Source organism: Peribacillus sp. NPDC096622 (assembly GCF_044762665.1).
GTDB lineage: Bacteria > Bacillota > Bacilli > Bacillales > DSM-1321 > Peribacillus > Peribacillus frigoritolerans_B.
The window spans coordinates 414,882-434,730 of sequence record NZ_JBIWES010000001.1; the positions used below are offsets into that span (position 1 = coordinate 414,882).

At 41.5% G+C, this 19,849-nt stretch carries 19 protein-coding genes, 1 pseudogene and 1 riboswitch; of the genes and pseudogenes, 1 reads left to right on the forward strand and 19 read right to left on the reverse strand.

All coding sequences use genetic code 11. The annotated features are described in order from the left end of the window. Nucleotides 1–2: 2 nt before the first annotated feature. The 11 genes and pseudogenes from ACIQYG_RS01955 to ACIQYG_RS02005 all read right to left on the reverse strand — a co-directional run bounded on the left by ACIQYG_RS01955 (nucleotide 3) and on the right by ACIQYG_RS02005 (nucleotide 9,473). The gene (locus ACIQYG_RS01955) at nucleotides 3–614 is read right to left on the reverse strand and encodes an XTP/dITP diphosphatase (RefSeq protein ID WP_402835249.1); all 612 of its coding nucleotides are present in this window, start codon (nucleotides 612–614) and stop codon (nucleotides 3–5) included. A gap of 175 nt (nucleotides 615–789) precedes the next feature. Further along, nucleotides 790–1,948, reverse strand: a pseudogene (locus ACIQYG_RS01960) (Ger(x)C family spore germination protein). A gap of 91 nt (nucleotides 1,949–2,039) precedes the next feature. Then, nucleotides 2,040–3,119 (reverse strand): GerMN domain-containing protein, encoded by a 1,080-nt coding sequence (locus tag ACIQYG_RS01965; RefSeq protein WP_402835250.1) that lies wholly within the window; start codon nucleotides 3,117–3,119, stop codon nucleotides 2,040–2,042. 366 nt (nucleotides 3,120–3,485) lie between these two features. Next, the gene (locus ACIQYG_RS01970) at nucleotides 3,486–3,662 is read right to left on the reverse strand and encodes a dihydrofolate reductase family protein (protein WP_402835251.1); all 177 of its coding nucleotides are present in this window, start codon (nucleotides 3,660–3,662) and stop codon (nucleotides 3,486–3,488) included. 25 nt (nucleotides 3,663–3,687) lie between these two features. Continuing rightward, nucleotides 3,688–4,491, reverse strand: a complete 804-nt coding sequence (racE, locus tag ACIQYG_RS01975; RefSeq protein ID WP_402835252.1) for a glutamate racemase — start codon at nucleotides 4,489–4,491, stop codon at nucleotides 3,688–3,690. Between the two features lie 10 nt (nucleotides 4,492–4,501). After that, on the reverse strand, nucleotides 4,502–4,945 hold the full coding sequence (locus ACIQYG_RS01980) for a MarR family winged helix-turn-helix transcriptional regulator (protein ID WP_402835253.1): 444 nt from the start codon (nucleotides 4,943–4,945) through the stop codon (nucleotides 4,502–4,504). A gap of 222 nt (nucleotides 4,946–5,167) precedes the next feature. Further along, nucleotides 5,168–5,392: a helix-turn-helix domain-containing protein gene (locus ACIQYG_RS01985; protein ID WP_028392149.1), complete on the reverse strand. Its 225-nt coding sequence runs from the start codon at nucleotides 5,390–5,392 to the stop codon at nucleotides 5,168–5,170. 122 nt (nucleotides 5,393–5,514) lie between these two features. Beyond that, complete coding sequence (locus ACIQYG_RS01990) at nucleotides 5,515–5,979, reverse strand: acyl-CoA thioesterase (RefSeq protein ID WP_402835254.1); 465 nt, start codon at nucleotides 5,977–5,979, stop codon at nucleotides 5,515–5,517. Between the two features lie 272 nt (nucleotides 5,980–6,251). Beyond that, nucleotides 6,252–7,025 carry a succinate dehydrogenase iron-sulfur subunit gene (gene sdhB, locus ACIQYG_RS01995; protein WP_048689018.1) on the reverse strand — a complete coding sequence of 258 codons (774 nt, stop codon included), beginning with the start codon at nucleotides 7,023–7,025 and terminating at the stop codon, nucleotides 6,252–6,254. 17 nt (nucleotides 7,026–7,042) lie between these two features. Beyond that, nucleotides 7,043–8,794: a succinate dehydrogenase flavoprotein subunit gene (sdhA, locus tag ACIQYG_RS02000; protein ID WP_095390769.1), complete on the reverse strand. Its 1,752-nt coding sequence runs from the start codon at nucleotides 8,792–8,794 to the stop codon at nucleotides 7,043–7,045. A gap of 70 nt (nucleotides 8,795–8,864) precedes the next feature. Next, nucleotides 8,865–9,473: a succinate dehydrogenase cytochrome b558 subunit gene (locus tag ACIQYG_RS02005; RefSeq protein WP_402835255.1), complete on the reverse strand. Its 609-nt coding sequence runs from the start codon at nucleotides 9,471–9,473 to the stop codon at nucleotides 8,865–8,867. A 385-nt stretch (nucleotides 9,474–9,858) separates the two neighbouring features. Here ACIQYG_RS02005 and ACIQYG_RS02010 point away from each other — a divergent pair, with 385 nt between their 5' ends. Then, entirely contained in the window at nucleotides 9,859–10,329 is a 471-nt protein-coding gene (locus tag ACIQYG_RS02010) for a YslB family protein (protein WP_101222837.1), read from the forward strand. A gap of 63 nt (nucleotides 10,330–10,392) precedes the next feature. On the opposite strand, the gene ACIQYG_RS02015 is transcribed toward ACIQYG_RS02010, so the two are convergent. The 8 genes from ACIQYG_RS02015 to ACIQYG_RS02050 form a co-directional block, all read right to left on the reverse strand. Next, nucleotides 10,393–11,625, reverse strand: coding sequence for an aspartate kinase (locus ACIQYG_RS02015; RefSeq protein WP_402835256.1), 1,233 nt, complete (start codon nucleotides 11,623–11,625; stop codon nucleotides 10,393–10,395). A gap of 89 nt (nucleotides 11,626–11,714) precedes the next feature. Then, nucleotides 11,715–11,891: riboswitch (Lysine riboswitch) on the reverse strand. Between the two features lie 61 nt (nucleotides 11,892–11,952). Then, complete coding sequence (gene uvrC, locus ACIQYG_RS02020; protein WP_402835257.1) at nucleotides 11,953–13,725, reverse strand: excinuclease ABC subunit UvrC; 1,773 nt, start codon at nucleotides 13,723–13,725, stop codon at nucleotides 11,953–11,955. Between the two features lie 100 nt (nucleotides 13,726–13,825). Beyond that, entirely contained in the window at nucleotides 13,826–14,167 is a 342-nt protein-coding gene (trxA, locus tag ACIQYG_RS02025; protein ID WP_483878355.1) for a thioredoxin, read from the reverse strand. Between the two features lie 180 nt (nucleotides 14,168–14,347). Then, a complete protein-coding gene (locus ACIQYG_RS02030; protein WP_402835258.1) occupies nucleotides 14,348–15,325 on the reverse strand; it encodes an electron transfer flavoprotein subunit alpha/FixB family protein in 978 nt (325 codons plus the stop codon). 67 nt (nucleotides 15,326–15,392) lie between these two features. Then, on the reverse strand, nucleotides 15,393–16,166 hold the full coding sequence (locus tag ACIQYG_RS02035; protein WP_402835259.1) for an electron transfer flavoprotein subunit beta/FixA family protein: 774 nt from the start codon (nucleotides 16,164–16,166) through the stop codon (nucleotides 15,393–15,395). 122 nt (nucleotides 16,167–16,288) lie between these two features. After that, nucleotides 16,289–17,062, reverse strand: coding sequence for an enoyl-CoA hydratase (locus tag ACIQYG_RS02040; protein WP_402835260.1), 774 nt, complete (start codon nucleotides 17,060–17,062; stop codon nucleotides 16,289–16,291). 125 nt (nucleotides 17,063–17,187) lie between these two features. Then, entirely contained in the window at nucleotides 17,188–17,775 is a 588-nt protein-coding gene (locus ACIQYG_RS02045) for a fatty acid metabolism transcriptional regulator FadR (protein ID WP_402835261.1), read from the reverse strand. A gap of 199 nt (nucleotides 17,776–17,974) precedes the next feature. Continuing rightward, nucleotides 17,975–19,675 carry an AMP-binding protein gene (locus ACIQYG_RS02050; RefSeq protein WP_402835262.1) on the reverse strand — a complete coding sequence of 567 codons (1,701 nt, stop codon included), beginning with the start codon at nucleotides 19,673–19,675 and terminating at the stop codon, nucleotides 17,975–17,977. Between the last annotated feature and the right edge of the window lie 174 nt (nucleotides 19,676–19,849).

A 19,849-nucleotide genomic window follows, 5' to 3' on the forward strand; every position in this document is an offset into this window, starting at 1 on the left:
CGTCACATACCTTCTTCCCTTTTTAGAAATAGATCAAGTTTTTCATCTAGAGCCCTCAATGCGTTGGCACGGTGGCTGATTTTGTTTTTTTCCTCTTTTGTTAATTCGGCGTTTGTTTTGCCCTGTTCCTCAACATAAAAGATGGGATCATATCCAAATCCATTCGTTCCTGAAGGCTGTTCCGTAATCAAGCCTTCCATCGTTCCCGATACCGTAATCGTTTCCTGGTTAGGTGACGCGAGTGCCAAGGCGCAATAAAATCTCGCCGTCCTATCCTCTTTTGGCACGCCTTCCAGTTCCCGGAGGACTTTTTCCGTGTTCGCTTCATCACTCTTTGACTCTCCAGCATAGCGCGCAGAATATACGCCCGGACGGCCCTCCAATGCATCTACAATCAATCCGGAATCATCTGCAATGACAAAGTGGCCTAGCTGATGGGCAATGGCCTCTGCCTTCAGGATCGCATTTTCTTCAAAAGTTGTGCCTGTTTCCTCAACATCCGGAGCATCCGGTACATCGAGAAGTGTTTTGACTTCATATCCTTTAGCAGAGAATAAGCTTTCAAACTCCTTGGCTTTCCCTTTATTTTTCGTTGCAATGATTACTGTCTTCATTTTTGATTTCACCCTTTTTTATTTTATCGGCGTGAGAGCTCTTTTTTGGGCTAAGAAAGAATTTGCTGTAACTCGTTATTTGTAAAAGCCGCTTCTTCTCCAGTGCCAAACGGACGAATTCAGCTCTGCCATTCATGATAAACAACGGCCGCTGAATTTTCCAGTTAGTTTAAGTCTAACACAACTCCCGCTTTTGCAATAACCCCGAAAATTGTAGTCTGACGTTTGTAATTTTCACTATGTTCAATGTGAATATCTTTATGTCATTTATTGAAGTTTTATCAAAGGAATTAATCATTTCATTATCCCACTTATTGACATGGTATCTGTATGCCTTTTCACTTATGTTAAAAAGGTCTGTATTGATTTTCTCCAATGTCTCCAATGTCTTCAAAATATCTACCTTAATTTTCATTTCTATTTTTTTCAATTTTATTCATGTCCAAGTTATCTATATTTAGTTTCAATATACCATTTGCACTAACTTCTAAATCATATAAGGGTCTCTTATCTTGTTCCAATACAATGATTTTTGTTTTAGGTTTCAATATTTCAATACTTATTTTTTGTTTTTTCAGGGGAAAAAAAATCATTGTCGCCTTTTTTTCAACCCATTTTAAACCTATTAAATCTTGTTTACTTACGAACCCTTTGTACTGTTGCTTTGATAAAACATACCCACCATTTAACGATGGTATCTTTTTTTCTTTCCCGGCCTCTGAGTAATGATGCTCATTTATGACTATTGAAGGAATTAATATGGAACCCACCGGTTGATAAAATTTCGAAACAAGTTCACTGAATTTTAATGGGGGAATGAAATAGTTTTCATTTGTAACGGTCTCTGGCCTTTGAAGAATCGAGAATAGGTTAGGAAGATTATAGAAACTTTCACTGTCAAAAACCTTTTTAATATCCTCGTTTGTAACAAATAACCATGAATTGTACCGCAATAAAGGCTCTTTTCCTACATACTCAATGAACTCCTTCATTTTCTTATTGATTACATCCTTACTTAAAATGAAGGAGTTAACATGTCCGATATAAAGAGGTAATGCTGCATTTTGTTCTAATTCACTATATGCTTCTTCTATACTTTCCCCTTTAGCTTCTCCAATAAGAGCAGAAGCTTTTTGTTGTAAGGAAGGGGCCCATTCTTGTTTTGCTATATCCGTAAAATTCAACGCTTGAAAGTATAAGATAAATTCACCCTTTTTATAATCAATCCCCAAGGCAGATTCATATGTTTGTGCTTGAATTTCCTTCATTCCCCAGCATCCAGTCGTCAAAAAGAGTTGACATCCAATAACTATAACTGCAATTAACTTTCTCATTTGTTTGAATTTATTTTCGATTTATAGTATGGGTATTAAAAAAAATAAGAGGCAGCTGCAGGCTGCCTCATTGTGCTATTCCTATATATATTTAAAAACTGCCTGTGTTGACTTTCTCTGGGCGGACCACTGGTTCGGATAATTTCTTGCCTTCTTCATTAAGAACATCTGCGCTGCCCTGCACTTGCACTTCAACGCTTTCAATTCCCTTCTGTTCCGTTAAGGAAAGGACCAAGGCATCAAGGACTTCTTGTGATACCTTTTTCTCTTTAAAGCTTCCAAGGATATTTTCGTTAAAATTCAGGCTGACCTTACCTTCTGCCACTTTAGGCTCGTCAAGTAAAGCTACATCACTCATGAACCCTGTTTGCAAGTTGGAACCCGAAGGACTCTTCGTTAATTCCTGAATGACGGCTGTAACATTATCAGACACCGTTTCGCTGATCCTGCGCGTCACCGGAACATAATAGGTGTACTCCTCGTCACCGCCTACATAATAAACGGTCAGTGCTTTGGTATTGGAAATGTCGACTACGTCACTCGTATCGATATTGATTCCTGACGACCTTGAGATATTTTCATCTATCGGTGTGCCATTGACCGGCATTTCGGAAATATCTTCCCCATTGATTCTCATTTGAATTTTTTCGACCGAGTCGAATTGTGTCAGAGTCCATGTAATGGCTTGAAGGATTTTAAGTTCATCCTCTTTCTGATAGTTTTTGAACTCCGGCGAAAAGTCCGCCACAGCCACTCCGTCTTTAATGTTCACGCTTATTTGGGTATCGGCAGGAATGACCGCCCTGAATCCATTTGGAAGTTTATCCGTGACTGGTCCGTTATTGACAAGGTAATCAAGGGCCTGTTTAGCGACAGCTTCCGATTTAGGAAGTTCCAATGTCTGTGGAACCACATACCCGCTTTTATCAATTAAATATAACTCCGTCTTCACTGTTTTCGATTCTACAGCGCCTTCTTCTCCATCAGTCGCTGGCTTTTCTTCACCATTCGTTTCTGTTTCTTTTAATGAAGATTCATCCTCGACTAATGAAACATCCTTTGGCGGATCAATTTCCTTTTTCTCTTCACCGCCAAATAATCCGCAGCCCGAAAGCCAAAAAGAAGATGCCAGAATGGTCACAGCCATTGTTACTTTTGATTTATTGGACATAAAATCACTCCTAGGACAGTTTGTACTCCTATTTATACGAGCCCTAGGGGAAAATAGACCAATTATTTTTTTCTCTCTGATAATGGAGCTGAGCAATTTGCCCGTACTGCTGCATCTTAGCTTCATTGGGATATCGGGACTTCCTGATTGGAACAATCGAATTCCGTCCCCCAGTATAATCGGAAGGGATGGACAGGATCATTTCATACACCTGCATTCCCCTCATGAAATCACTCACAAATTCTGCACCACCGACAAGCCAGATTCGTTCACAAACTCCACATATCCTTCTTTCCCTTTCCCGCTTCTTGAAAAGACATAGCAGGCTTTATCTTGATAGGGAAGTTCTTCTGCCAAAGTATGAATCTATTGATATGTCTTATTTCCCATGATTACCGTATCGATACTATTATAGACCGTATCCAATGTCCCTTCCCCTTCTGTCTCTTCAAGCCAATCAATGCTTCCATCCTCTCTAGCAATATATCCATCAGGCTTGTAGCTATATGCATAACAATATGCTTTTTCATTTTTTCCCCTCATAAAAAAAGACTTCCAAATGGAAGCCTTATAAGTGATCGATTTTAATTGTTTCGATGTCATCGACATGAATACCGAGCCAGCTCGACGCGATGGAACCAAACATATCTCTTGAACCGGTTGTATAAAAATGATGAACTGGACGGAGCTTGCTTTTGTTGATTAATTTATAGTAATCCAAAATGACACTTGCCTCACGGGCCGTCTCCTCCCCAGAGGAAATGACTTGTACTTCATCCCCCATATAGGAAGAGATTACAGGCCCCAGCAGTGGATAATGGGTACAGCCAAGGATCAGTGTATCGATCTTCGTTTTCTTCAACGGGTTCAAGGTTTGTGCCACGACCCTATTGACGATTCCCCCTTGAAACTCCCCGCTTTCTACGATTGGGACAAATTTCGGGCATGCTAAACTATCTACTTTCACATCGGAATTGATGGAGGCAAGTGCATCGTCATAAGCTTTGCTTTTTACCGTACCTTCCGTACCAATAACTCCAATATGCAAGGAATCAGAAACTTTCAATGCCGCCCTTGCCCCTGGATGAATGACACCCAACACAGGAATCGGAAGTATAGCCCTGATTTCATCCAGTACAGCTGCAGTCGCTGTATTGCAAGCGATGATCAGCATTTTTATATCCTTCTTCATCAAAAACCTCGTCATTTGCCATGTGAAGGTTTGGACATCTTTTTTTGTCCTCGGCCCATAAGGGCATCTTGCTGTATCACCTAAGTAAATTATATTTTCATTTGGAAGCTGACGCATGACTTCTTTAGCTACTGTCAAACCGCCTACCCCTGAATCAATGATGCCTATCGGTTGTTTCAAAAAACTCGCCTCATTTTTCTTTCATTTCTTGATGTAGTTTTACTAGAATCCCTTTGAGGGACATGATGTCAGATTCGCTAAAATTGACTAACACACCACTCAAGTACTGCTTCCGTTTATTAATCACTTCTTCGATTATCCGTTCACCTTCTTCAAGAAGGTGAATTCGAACCACACGCCGGTCCTTTTCATCCCTGACACGCTGGACAAGTTGATGTTTCTCCATGCGGTCAATCAAGTCCGTCGTTGTACTGAAGGCGAGAAACATCTTCGTGGACAATTCGCCAATCGTCATGTCGCCTGATTCAAAAAGCCATTGCAAAGCAACGAATTGAGGAATGGTAATTTTATAATCATGGAGAATTTCTCTTCCCCTTTGCTTAAGCCATGACGATACATAGCGCAATTCCTTCTCGATATCGGCTACATATGCCGCTTGCTTCTCTTCATCCATAAACACAGCTCCCCACTTCATGAAACTTATCATACTACCATTTTGGATGAAAGTGAAATGATTTTCAAGATTGATTGACTGGAATCATAATGAAACCCCCTTCATTAAAATAAGCAGCATCCAAAGAAGTCAAAACAACCAAGTCGTTTTGCCCTTCCTTATATGCTGCCAATGAACGGGAGAAAAATTATTTATAAGGCTTACGCATTAAGAGTTAACACATTAAAGCTTAAGTTCTCCCATACGAAGGAGTTCTATGACTGCCTGCGAACGTCCTTTAACTCCAAGCTTCTGCATCGCATTCGAAATATGGTTTCGAACTGTTTTTTCGCTAATAAACAATTCACCTGCGATTTCTTTTGTTGTTTTGTCTTGTACTAGTAACTCAAATACTTCTTTTTCTCTTTTGGTGAGTAATGGCTTATGAGTGAATTCGTTCTCCTTCAAGTAATGTTACCCTCCTTGCCTTCACCAGCATAAAACCCGGAGTGGGTGTCTATTTAGTCAAGATATAGTATGTCGGCTGGGGCAATGGAGTGACTCTTTTACTTGTCTAATTGGAAATATTTTCAGGAATGTTCCAGCACAGTATGCAGCATCGATCGCTTCATGTCTTCCGTCCAAGGCACCGGCTTCCCGGTGGCCTTGGAAACTTGCACAATCGTCCCCCTGCCCGTTAAACAAATTGAACCATCTTGTTTGGTCCCCATATAATGTATGTCCACTGAAGAATTTCCGATATGGTCAGCTTTCACATGGATCGTCAATTGATCATTGAAAAACACCTGCTTAAGGTAATCACACTGTAAATTGGCAACAACCGGCATCTCACCGCATTCAGCCGAGGTCCACTCCTTCATGAACCCCATACTGTTGAAATACTCAATCCGAGCTTCCTCAAAATAAGTAAAAGGAATCGTGTTATTCAAGTGCCCAAACATATCAGTTTCTGAAAAACGGACCTTAATCTCATGTTTAAAAGAAAAATCATTGATCCACTCCGTTATATTATCGATATATGATATTTTGCCCATCTTGGCACACCCTTTCTGAATTGAATGACTATTCACTCATTTTATAAGAAAACAACGATATTGAAAAGTATTTTATACTTAAAACCGTTTAAATTGCTTATTGCTCACTTCATTAATCAAATCCTTCAGCCTTTGCTGGAGCCATTGCCGCAAACCATTTACACTTCGATCCTAGTTATCAATCGTTCTTACTGCCATGGGACCCCAAGGTTCAAAACAAAGAGAAAAAAAAGAACCCATATCATAAGATATAGGTTCTTTCATGTTCTTTATTAAACTTCATCGCTTCCGAAGAAGTTACGGAATTGTTGGATCGTAGTATCACGGTTCAACGCTGCAATCGAAGTCGTTAACGGAATGCCTTTAGGGCAAGACTGCACACAGTTTTGTGAGTTACCGCAGTTTGCAAGTCCCCCATCACCCATGATCGTATTTAAACGTTCAGCTTTGTTCATTGCACCAGTTGGATGTGCGTTGAATAAACGAACTTGTGATAATGGTTGTGGCCCCATGAAGTCTGAATTGCTGTTTACGTTCGGACAAGCTTCCAAACAAACACCGCAAGTCATACATTTAGATAACTCGTAAGCCCATTGACGTTTCTTTTCTGGCATACGCGGTCCTGGTCCAAGATTGTACGTTCCATCGATTGGAATCCATGCTTTTACCTTTTTCAATGAGTCGAACATACGGCTGCGATCGACTTGCAGGTCACGAACAACAGGGAATGTACGCATTGGAGCTAGACGAACCGGCTGCTCCAATTGATCGATAAGAGCTGTACATGATTGTCTTGGTTTACCATTGATAACCATTGAACAAGCACCACACACCTCTTCAAGACAGTTCATGTCCCATGCGATTGCTGTAGTGTGCTTTCCTTGTACAGTTACTGGATTACGACGAATTTCCATTAGAGCGGAAATTACGTTCATATTCGGACGGTACGCTAATTCGAATTCCTCATCATAAGGAGCTGAATCCGGTGTATCTTGACGAGTGATTATAAAACGGACTGTTTTAGTCTCAGATTTAGTTTCAACCATTTTTTTGCTCCCCCTCTTTAGTGTTTCGTAGTGTAGTCACGTTTACGCGGTGCGATCAGTGATACATCAATATCTTCATAATGGAATTCAGGTGCTTGATCCAAGCCTTTGAATGTTGCCATAGTAGTTTTCATGAATTCCTCATCATTACGTTCTGGGAAATCAGGTTTGTAATGTGCTCCGCGGCTTTCATCACGGTTTAACGCACCAATAGTGATAACACGAGCCAATTGCATCATGTTTTGCAGCTGTCTAGTGAATGCAGCCCCTTGGTTACTCCATTTTGCCGTGTCATTGATGTTAATTTTCTTGTAACGTTCCATCAGCTCAAGAATCTTGTTATCCGTTTCTTTCAGCTTGTCATTGTAACGAACTACAGTAACATGCTGTGTCATCCACTCACCAAGTTCTTTGTGAAGGACGTACGCATTTTCGTTACCATCAAGAGACATGACTTCATTCCATTTCTCTTGTTCTTGTTTTTCGTACCCTTCATACAATGAAGAAGGAATGGATTCTGAAGTTTTATCAAGGCCTTCAATATATTTAACGGCATTCGGTCCAGCGACTGAACCACCATAGATTGCAGAAAGAAGTGAGTTAGCACCAAGACGGTTACCGCCATGTTGTGAGTAATCACACTCACCTGCAGCGAATAAACCTTTGATGTTAGTCATTTGGTCATAATCAACCCAAAGTCCGCCCATAGAATAGTGAACGGCAGGGAAAATTTTCATTGGAACTTTACGAGGATCTTCACCCATGAATTTCTCGTAGATTTCAATGATTCCGCCAAGTTTAATATCAAGTAATTTAGGATCTTTATGTGATAGATCCAGGTAAACCATGTTTTCACCATTAATGCCAAGCTTCATGTTCATGCATACGTCGAAAATTTCACGAGTCGCGATATCACGAGGTACTAGATTACCATAAGCAGGGTATTTTTCTTCAAGGAAATACCAAGGTTTTCCGTCTTTATATGTCCAGATACGTCCACCTTCACCACGAGCGGATTCACTCATTAGACGAAGTTTGTCATCGCCAGGGATTGCTGTCGGGTGAATTTGAATGAACTCACCATTTGCATAATTTACACCTTGTTGATACACGATGGAAGCTGCTGATCCTGTATTGATCATTGAGTTGGTTGATTTACCGAAAATGATTCCAGGGCCGCCGCTTGCCATGATGACTGCGTCGCCAGGGAATGATTTGATTTCCATTGAAGTCAGGTTTTGAGCTACGATACCGCGTGCTGTTTGCTCATCATCGATGACAGCTCCAAGGAATTCCCAGCCTTCATATTTCGTTACAAGGCCTTCCACTTCATAACGGCGAACCTGCTCGTCCAATGCGTAAAGTAATTGCTGACCAGTTGTTGCACCAGCGAATGCTGTACGGCTATGTTGAGTACCACCGAAACGACGGAAATCAAGAAGACCTTCCGGAGTACGGTTGAACATTACACCCATACGGTCAAACATATGGATGATCGATGGTGCTGCTTCGCACATCGCTTTAACCGGCGGTTGGTTAGCCAAGAAATCTCCGCCATAAACTGTATCGTCGAAGTGGATATATGGAGAATCCCCTTCACCTTTTGTATTTACTGCCCCGTTGATTCCGCCTTGGGCACAAACTGAGTGAGAGCGTTTAACAGGCACTAAAGAAAATAAATCAACCTGTTGTCCCAGCTCTGCTGCTTTGATCGTAGCCATTAATCCAGCTAGACCTCCACCAACGATAACTATTTTACCTTTACCCAATTCTGTCACTCCCTTATTTCCATTAGCCAAGCTATGTTTTTCCTAATACTTATAAATGAACTCTATCTTCTTATACAAAAGCGAAAATTGCGCTGATTCCGATATAAGAAAGAAGAACGAAAACGATCAATGTAAAGTAAGTCATGATTCTTTGCGATCTTGGTGAAACTGTCAGACCCCAGCTCACAGCAAATGACCATAATCCATTAGCAAAGTGGAAGATTGCCGAGATAACACCAACAATATAGAACACAAGCATGAATGGACTAGAGAAAATATCCGCCATCATGTCAAAGTTAACTTCAGCACCCATAGCTGCTTGAATTCTAGTTGCCCATATATGCCAAACAAGGAAAATCAATGTTATGATTCCAGTTAAGCGTTGCAGCATGAACATCCAGTTACGGAAGAAACTAAATCTGCCTAAATTGTTTTTTGCTGTAAAGGCAATATAAATTCCGTACACAGCATGGAAAATGAGCGGTAGATAGATGACGACCCATTCCACCAAAATCTTCACGGGTGTAAACTCAATTAAATGAACTGCCCCATTAAATGTTTCTTCTCCTTTTGTTGCCATAAAGTTTACCGATAAATGAAAAATTAGGAATAGACCAATTGGAATTACTCCTAGAAGTGAATGAAGCCTGCGATTCCCAAACTCACGATTCTTTGCCACTAAGTGCCCCCCCTTAATTTGTGAAAAATCATGCAAAGATAATCTGGTGGCTACCTTTTATCTCCGCGTGAAAATACAGTATAGAGTCAAAAAAAAATCCTCTATACTTCCTTTACAATTATGTGACATGTCCATTTTACTCCTGACTTCTATGTGCGTCAAGAAAACGGATACAAGAAATCTCTTTTTCAGAATAGATTTTTTTGGATTAAATTGGCTATTTTTTGTTTGTCAAGGTGATATTTTGAATAAATTTCTAATTTACCTATTAATATCTCGGTATAATTTCTCATTTTTTTCCAATTGTTATTTAAATAAATAAAAAACAGTATAATTTGCAAAAGAAATACGTTTATAATAGATTTACAGAAAGAGGCGATAAATTATGAAAAAAAATATTGCTGCTGCGATAGAAGAAGAGATTCAAACTGAAGAAATTCAAACTGAAGAATTCCTGGTTCCAGCTTTCGGATACGAATTAATCAGAGAAGTTCTATTGAACGATATTCTCGGAAAAGACTCTAATCAAATCCTCTATTGGGCAGGTAAACAATTAGCAAGAAAATTCCCATTGAATGGCGATCAGGAAGTGATTGAATTTTTCCAAAGCGCTGGGTGGGGCAATCTGGAAATCTTGAAGTATACGAAACACGAAATGGAATTATCCCTGACGGGTGAAATAATCAGCCGCCGCCTGGATTTACACCCTGATTGTCACTTCCAGCTTGAAGCCGGTTTCCTTGCCGAGCAGTTTACACTGCAAAAGAAATTCCTCAGCGAATCAACGGAAGAAATCAAACGCCGCGCAAAAAAAGTGATATTCACCATCCAATGGGATCCCAGAGATCCAATCTAATGAGCCCTTAAAACAGACTTACCCTTTTTACCGGAAGTCTGTTTTTTATTGGACTCATGACACTTAAGCTAGCACATTTGCATGCTGACCAAGTTTAAATGCTTCATGAAGGGATTCAACCGCCTTCACCATTTCCTTTTCATTGATGACAGTCGAAACTTTAATTTCCGATGTGCTGACCATTTTCACTTGGATGCCTGTATTGGCCATCACTTCAAACATCTCGGCAGCCACTCCCGGATTGGATACCATACCAGAACCGACGATGGACACTTTGGCCAACCCGCTCTCCGTTTCGACCCGGTCGAATCCCAAGTGTTCTTTATTATTTTCCAGCACAATCAAGGCCGCTTCCGTATCTTCACTTTTTGTGGAAAAAGATAGATTGGTCGTATCCTCGGCAGTCATGCTTTGAATGATGATGTCCACATTGATCCGGTTTTTCGCAAGTGTCGTGAAGATAGTGGATAATGCACCAAGTGATTGGGGCAAACCATATATAGTGACCCTCGTAATGCTGTCTTCAAAAGCAATGCCGCGTACAATTAAGTTTTCTTCCATAGTTGCTTCCTCCTCAATGATCGTTCCTGATTCTCTCTCCATGCTTGAACGGACTTCAAGCGGAATTTGATAATTTTTTGCATATTCGACAGCCCTTGGATGAAGGACGCCCGCCCCCAGGTTGGCAAGTTCCAGCATTTCATCGTAAGAAATGGATTGGAGTTTTCGCGCGCCTTTTATGTAGCGTGGGTCCGTTGTGAAAACACCCGTTACATCCGTATAAATATCGCATCTATCCGCATTCAGCGCTGCAGCGATGGCAACCGCCGTCGTATCGGAACCGCCTCGCCCTAAGGTAGTGATTTCCCCATTTGCATCGTTACCCTGGAAACCGGCTACGACCACTATTTTCTTCTCCTGAAGCTGAGCTTGGATCCTCGTGGCATCGATGTTTAAAATCCGGGCATTCCCATGAACGGATTCCGTTTGCATGCCAGCCTGCCAGCCAGTATACGAAATGGCTTCATGTCCTTCTTCAATCAATGCCATCGTTAACAGGGAAATCGTTACCTGTTCCCCAGTGGTCAATAGCATATCCATTTCCCTCTTGCTAGGGGATCCGGAAATATCACGGGCCATGGAAACCAATTGGTCCGTTGTTTTCCCCATAGCTGAAACAACGACGACAACCTCATTTCCATTCTCCGCTTCCTCGATTACCCGATTGGCAACCTTTTTGATTTTTTCTACGCTACCGACGGATGTTCCGCCGAATTTTTGAACGATTAATGCCATCCTCATGCACCCTCTCTACTTTTTAGGCAATAAAAAAAGCAATGAGAAATATCTCATTGCTGTGGTCACATACCCTAATACTGTAAACACAGTGAGATAGCTCTCCAGGGTATAAACCCTGACAATCCGCCATTTATTAAATGTCGGACCAGGAGAACAAGGTATGAGTCTTGTCTTCCTTCGGCGTCGTCCCCTTTCAAAACCTTTCATGGAAGCTCATACTTCTCCAGGTTTTTACTCTTGAATTCCGCACCTCTATCAGCACTTTTAAGTTGTCTAGTTAAAAATTCCTTTTAATCATAGCATAGAGATTCATCGGTAGCAAGATTATTCTTGTAGTTTTCTAACGATTCCCTCGGCTACCCCTTTTGGCATGCCAGCTTCCATGATTTCCTCGGCCGTGGCCTCTTTGATTTTCTTCAATGATCCAAAATGCCTTAATAATTGCTTCCTTCGCTTCTCCCCGACTCCTGGAATATCATCAAGCTGGGAGTGAACCGCATTTTTCCCGCGAAGCTGACGATGAAACGTAATCGCGAACCGGTGCACTTCATCCTGAATTCTTTGCAATAGGTAAAATTCCTGGCTCCGTGAATCAAGAGGTACGAGTTCAAGCGGATTTCCGATCATCAATTGCGAGGTCCTATGCTTTTCATCCTTAATGAGGCCTGAAAGTGGAATATCAAGGCCCAATTCATTTTCGAGAATATCCCGCACTGCTTCGACATGTCCCTTTCCGCCATCAATGATGATCAAATCCGGAAGCGGCAGCCCTTCTTTCAATACTCGTGAATATCTTCTTCTGACTACTTCACGCATCGATTCATAATCATCAGGTCCCTGGACCGTCTTGATTTTATATTTTCGGTACTCTCTTTTTTCCGGCTTCCCATCAATGAACACGACTAAAGCGGAAACGGGGTCACTTCCCTGGATATTGGAGTTATCGAAAGCTTCAATTCGATGCGGGGTGTAGATACCCAGTTGTTTCCCGAGGTTTTCCACCGCATTGATCGTTCTTTCTTCATCTCTTTCAATCAAAGAGAATTTTTCCTGAAGGGCGATGGAGGCATTTTTATTCGCCAATTTAAGCATGTCTTTTTTCGCTCCCCGTTTCGGATGAATCGTTTTGACACCAAGCAGCCCTTCGGCCATTTCGGCATCCACTGATTCAGGCAGCAAGATTTCCTTTGGTTTAAAGTGGTTCGTAATCTCATAAAACTGACCGAGGAATGTAAGAAGTTCCTGTTCGGGTTCATCGTAGACCGGAAAAAGTGAAACATCCCTTTCTATCAATTTACCCTGACGGACAAAAAATACCTGAACGCACATCCAGCCTTTATCATAGGCAAAGCCAAATACATCCCTGTCGATGAAATCGGTCGTCATCATTTTCTGCTTCTCCATCGTAATATCGATGTGGGCAATCTTGTCACGGAACTCCTTGGCCCTCTCGAAATCGAGCTCTTCCGATGCCTCTAGCATTTTTTCAGTCAGTTCTTTTTTTATTTCAGTATGCCCGCCGTTCAAGAACCGGTTGATATCATCGACCATTTTTTTATATTCCCGTTCCTCTACATCATATACACATGGGGCCAGGCACTGGCCTAGGTGATAGTAGAGACAAACGCGATCAGGTAAAGTATTGCATTTCCTTAAGGGATAGATGCGGTCGAGCAATTTTTTCGTTTCGTTGGCTGCAAATGCATTCGGATAAGGACCGAAATATTTCCCTTTGTCTTTTTTGACTTTTCGCGTAATGATGAGACGCGGGTGGCGTTCCGCAGTCAGCTTGATGAAAGGATACGTCTTATCATCCTTTAGCATGACATTATATTTTGGGTCATGTTTTTTGATTAAGTTCAACTCTAAAATAAGAGCCTCGATATTGGAAGAGGTGACGATGTATTCGAAATCCTCAATCTCATTCACGAGCCGAAATGTTTTCCCATCATGAGATCCCGTAAAATAAGAACGGACACGATTTTTCAACACCTTCGCTTTGCCTACATATATGATCGTTCCCTGACGATCTTTCATTAAATAACAACCAGGTTGATCGGGAAGAAGGGCAAGTTTATTCTTTATTTGTTGATTCATGCATTCAGCCTCCTGTTCTCCCATTTTTACAATCATTATATATCAAGATAGCGAAAAAAGCTTCAAGTCCGCAGACTTGAAGCTTTTAGCTAACTTACTATTACGCGTGTTTTGCAATAAGTTCAGCAAGTGCTTCTTTAGGTTGGAAACCAACAACCTTATCAACCACTTCACCGTCTTTAAGGACGATTAATGTCGGGATGCTCATCACACCGAATTTTCCAGCTGTTTCTTGGTTTTCATCTACATCCACTTTTACGATTTTTGCTGTATCGCCAATTTCAGTATCAAGCTCTTGAAGAACAGGAGCAATCATTTTACAAGGTCCACACCATGGAGCCCAAAAATCTACAAGAACGACACCTTCGCTAGTATCTGTTGTGAAAGTTTGGTCAGTTGCATTTACAATAGCCATATATAATTCCTCCTCAAATTTACTCAAATAACTAAAAACAGTATAACATTGTTGCTCGAATCGATGCTAATATTTTGCTTCAGTGGTAGGATGTCCAAAAAAAGAGTAAATATGCAGGCCAAAATCCTTGCCTATCTGCCTAAATAAAGGGGCAAGACATGTATCGGTTTATGCCGAATGTCTTGCCCCTCATCTGTATTATTTCTATTACGCGTTAACTTTAAGTTTTTTGAATTCTTCCGTAAGTAATGGAACGACTTCGAAAAGGTCTCCGACAATTCCATAATCAGCCACATTGAATATGTTAGCTTCCGGGTCTTTATTGATGGCAACGATAACCTTGGAGTTGGACATTCCCGCTAAATGCTGGATCGCACCGGAAATTCCGCAAGCGATATAAAGGTCAGGTGTTACGACTTTACCCGTTTGCCCGATTTGCAATGAGTAATCGCAATAGTCCGCATCACATGCTCCGCGGGAAGCTCCTACCGCTCCGCCAAGAACCTGAGCCAGTTCCTTTAATGGTTCAAAACCATCTTCACTTTTCACGCCACGGCCACCCGCGATGACTACTTTCGCTTCTGAAAGGTCGACCCCTTCACTGGCTTTTCTAACAACGTCTTTAATGATTGTCCGTAAGTCCTTAATATCCACACTTAATGTAGAAACATCACCAGAGCGGGACTCATCTTTCGCTAATGGTTCGATATTGTTCGGACGGATTGTCGCGAAAATCACGCCATCTGTAACAATTTTCTTTTCAAATGCTTTACCAGAATATATCGGACGGGTGAAAACGATATTTCCGCCTTCTTCTTCAATGGATGTAACGTCGGAGATCAATCCTGATTCAAGCTTTCCAGCCAATTTAGGTGCAAGGTCTTTTCCTAGCGCAGTATGTCCAAAGAAAATCCCTTCCGGCTTTTCCTGCTCGATGACGGCAAGCAAGCTTTGCGCATATCCATCTGAAGTATATTGTTTCAATTGATCATTTTCGACTGCAATAACCCGGTCTGCACCATACTGGATCAATTCATTACCGAAATTTTGAACATTGTCACCAACTAAAACACCAACGATTTCCCCGCCATCCGCAGCAAGCTTAGCCGCACCGATAGCTTCAAATGATACATTTCTTAGTGAACCATCACGAACTTCGCCCAATACAAGAAACTTTCTAGCCATTTATAAAAACCTCCTGTGCTTTTTTTCTTTTTGTCGTGTGTTGTTGTTTTGAAAAGTACCGTATCGATTAAATCACTTTTGCTTCACTGCGTAATAATTGAACAAGCTCGCTAACTTGAGCACTGATTTCACCGTCCAAAACTTTTCCAGCTTCTTTTTTAGCAGGAAGGTAAATTTCAATCGTTTTTGTTTTTGCCTCAACATCTTCTTCTTCCAAATCCAGGTCATCCAATTCCAATTCTTCAAGCGGTTTTTTCTTCGCTTTCATGATTCCTGGCAATGAAGGATAACGTGGCTCATTTAGCCCTTGTTGAGCTGTCACCAACAATGGAAGAGATGCTTCGATCGTTTCGGAGTCCCCTTCGACATCACGGATAACGCTTACATTTCCATTTTCTATGTCCAGTTTAGTAATGGTTGTAATATAAGGAATTCCCAAAATTTCGGCAACGCGTGGTCCCACTTGCCCAGAACCGCCATCGATTGCAACATTTCCTGCAATGATTAGATCGGCATTTTTATCTTTTAAGTATTCGCCTATAATTTTGGCAGTCGTGAACTGGTCGCCATTTTCTATGTCGTCTTCTATATTTATCAATACGGCTTTGTCAGCACCCATTGCCAGCGCTGTGCGTAATTGCTTTTCAGCCTCTTCCGTTCCGACAGAAATAACCGTAACTTCTCCGCCTTGTGCATCACGTACCTGGATTGCTTCTTCAACTGCGTACTCATCGTATGGATTAATGATGAATTCTGCTCCATCCTCATTAATTTTCCCGTTGGATAGTGTGATTTTTTCTTCTGTATCAAATGTTCTTTTCAGCAGTACATAAATGTTCACGATAATACCTCCCGAATGATTTGAGTTTTGAAGATTATGAATTTTATTGATATATAGTAATGTTCTACAGATTTCATCAAAATCCTGCATGATATATAAAAATAGTTATTTATGCCGAATGATCATTTCCCTTTGAATACAGCTTCCCTTTTTTCAATGAAAGCGGCGATTCCTTCCTGTGCATCAGCAGTATCGAAAGCCTGGCCAAAGAGGGCGGCTTCCCTTTCCACACCTTTATGGTAGGAATCATGCTTGGAATAATTCAATAACTCAATGGCCGACTTTAATGCCAGCGGGCTTTTCTTGGCAATTTTATTGGCTAGTTCCTTAGCTTTCGGAATCAGTTCTTCATCCGTGAAGGCATGATTCGCCAATCCGCATTGCACAGCTTGGGTACCTGAAATCGGTTCACTTGTAAACAGCATTTCAGCCGCCTTTGCCATGCCTACATAACGAGGAAGACGTTGCGTCCCGGCAAACCCGGGGATTAAGCCCAACTGCAGTTCAGGCAAACCAAGTTTAGCCCTTTCGGTGACTAAACGGATGTGACAGGCCATAGCCAGCTCCAATCCCCCGCCAAGCGCAGCTCCATGGATGGCTGCAATGACTGGCTTTTGAAAGGATTCGATTTTCTCAAATACAGATTGACCATTCTTGGTCAGCTTCTCGAAAGCTTTCCCGTTTTTCACTTCCGTAAACTCTTTAATGTCTGCTCCTGCAGAGAAGAATCTTCCTTCTCCATGAAGAAGGACAACCCGTACGGCTTCGTCTTTCTCAAGTTGATTGAAGGCCTGCGAAAGCTCTCCGATGATAGCCGAAGAAAGTGCATTTGCTGGTGCATGATCAATCGTTATAAAAGCGACATGATTTTCGACAGAAAGCTTAAGATATTCCATATCAATCCCTCCAGGCATGCTAGTCAAACTTTTTTGAAAATTCCATATGTATCACTTCCAGTTAAAGCTAGAAGCAGAATTAACCGATTCTTTCGAGGATGGCTAGCCATCCTCTATTAAAATCGTTAACTTTTCAGGCCACAGCCGCCAATTAGCAGGCGGTGAACGTCTGGTGCAAGGTCAGGAAGCGAATACTTTTGCTCATTCATGACCCAAGTCGTCACAGTTTCATCAATCGTTCCAAAAATCATCTGCCTGGCAAGTAAATTATTTAAATCAGGCAAGAATTCGCCGTTCTCTTTTCCTTCTATAATGATCTGATCGATTAAATTTAAATACCCTCTTAACACATCATTGATTCTAAGGCGCAATTCTTTATTCGACTGTCTTAATTCCAACTGGGTGACAATTGCTAAATTCACGTCTTCTGAAAGGTTTTGAAAATGTTTTTGGATGAGCACATGCAGTTTTTCCGAAGCAGTGGTCTTTCCTTTTAGTTCTTCTTCGATCTGTTCCACAAAATAGCCCATCTTTTCATGGAATAATGATATTAAGATATCTTCTTTATTTTTAAAATAAAGATATATGGTGCCATCCGCTACGCCTGCCTGCTTGGCGATTTTGGATACTTGGGCTTGATAGTAACCGTTTTGGGCAATGACAATAACGGCCGCATCAATAATTTGATTATACTTTGGTCTGTTGCTTTTCACTGGATGTCCCCTTTCAGAAAAATGAATGAACCATCATTCATATTTCTATCATAAAATGACGGCCCTTTACTGTCAAGCAAAAACTTCTAGGTCCTGCCATTCCACTTCTGTTCATTGTACAGCCCCCATCCATAGCTTGTCCAGCTGTTTTGCAAAACGGAGCCCTCTTCCACTGCTCCGTTAAAAGGGGGGTGCTTGTTTAAGCTTCTTTTCTTTCCTCGGACATTTTTTTCTTTTCTTCCTCGATAAGGACTCTTCTCAGGATCTTTCCTATCGTCGTTTTAGGAAGTTCATCCCTGAATTCATAGCTTCGCGGCACCTTATAGGAAGCCAGGTTCTTTCTGGCAAATTCATTCAATTCCTCTTCAGTGACCCTGGCATTTTTTTTCAGTACGACATAGGCCTTGACGGTCTCACCTCGATAAGGGTCAGGGATGCCAGCCACAACTACTTCCTGTATGGCCTCATGCTCGTATAGCACCTCTTCCACCTCACGTGGATATATATTGAAACCGCCCGCAATGATTGTATCCTTTTTCCTCTCTACCACATAAAAGAACCCCTGCTCATCCATATAACCCAGATCGCCAGTTAGCAGCCAGCCATTTTTAAAGGTATTTTCCGTTTCATCCGGACGGTTCCAATAACCTTTCATTACCTGTGGTCCTTTTATGGCAATTTCGCCTATTTCATTCGGAGGAAGCTCTTCATAGGATTCCAGCGACAGAATCGCCGAGTCAGTGTCTGGCCACGGAAGTCCAACGCTCCCTTTTACACGCGGCTGATCCCAAATGAAATTAGCATGGGTCACCGGTGAGGTTTCTGAAAGTCCATAGCCTTCAACAAGCTTCCCGCCGGTAATTTTCTCAAACTGCTCTTGAACCTCTAAGGGCAATGATGCAGAACCGCTTATACAGGCATTGATGGAAGAAAGATCATATTTAGCGATATCCGGATGGTTCAAGAGACCGATATACATGGTGGGCGCTCCTGGAAACATGGTCGGTTTCTGTTTTTGGATCGTTTTAAGCGTCGCTTCGACATCGAACTTTGGCATGATGATCATCGTGTTCCCTTCCATGACGGAAAGAACCAAGACTGTAGTCATACCGTACACATGGAAGAAAGGTAGAATCGCAAGGATCCTTTCCTCACCGCGCTTATTTTTATAAAGCCATGCATTGCACATTTTCGTATTTGCCAGCAAGTTCTTATGCGTAAGCATGACCCCTTTGGGAAAGCCTGTTGTCCCGCCTGTATATTGCAAAAGTGCAAGGTCATTATCCACATCGATCGGCACAGTGACGACTTCTTCAGTGATCTTTCGTTTCATGATTTCGGAAAATAAATGATGATTCCCTTCATGCTCCACATTGATGACAATGCCGTATTGCTTTTTTTGAATAAAAGGATAGATAAGATTTTTCGGAAAAGGCAAATATTCCTTGATAGCGGTTACAATTATATGTTCTATATCAGTTCTTGAAGCGACTGCTGAGACACGGGGAAACAAAATATCCATCGCTAAGATTATTTTCGCTCCGGAATCTTTCATTTGATATTCTAATTCACGTTCAGTATAGGTTGGGTTCGTTTGAACGACGACTCCGCCGGCTATCAATATCCCAAAAAAGCTTATGACACCCTGTGGGCAGTTAGGAAGCATGACGGCAACGCGTTCACCTTTTTGAAGACCGATACTTTTTAAATAGGCTGCAAACTTTAAAGCAGATTCATGCACTTCCCGGAAAGTTAATTCTTTTCCCTGGAAATGAATCGATACTTTATCAGGGAATTCTTCGGCCGATTCCTTCAAAAAAGAATAAAGAGGTTTATCTTCGTACGACAATACAGCTGGTATCTGTTCAGGATAAATAGCTTGCCAAGGCTTATTGCTCATTTGCCCCCTCCTTCTGAATATTCTCAATACTCTTTATCATTATAATACAATCGGGATTTTCTTACAATTGGCGAATTTCAGAGTCTAAAGACCTTATGATGAGAAGCAGGCCAGCTTATATGTCCTATGCCTACCACAGGGGTGATTGGATGAAAAACAAAAAAAGGAGTGTTT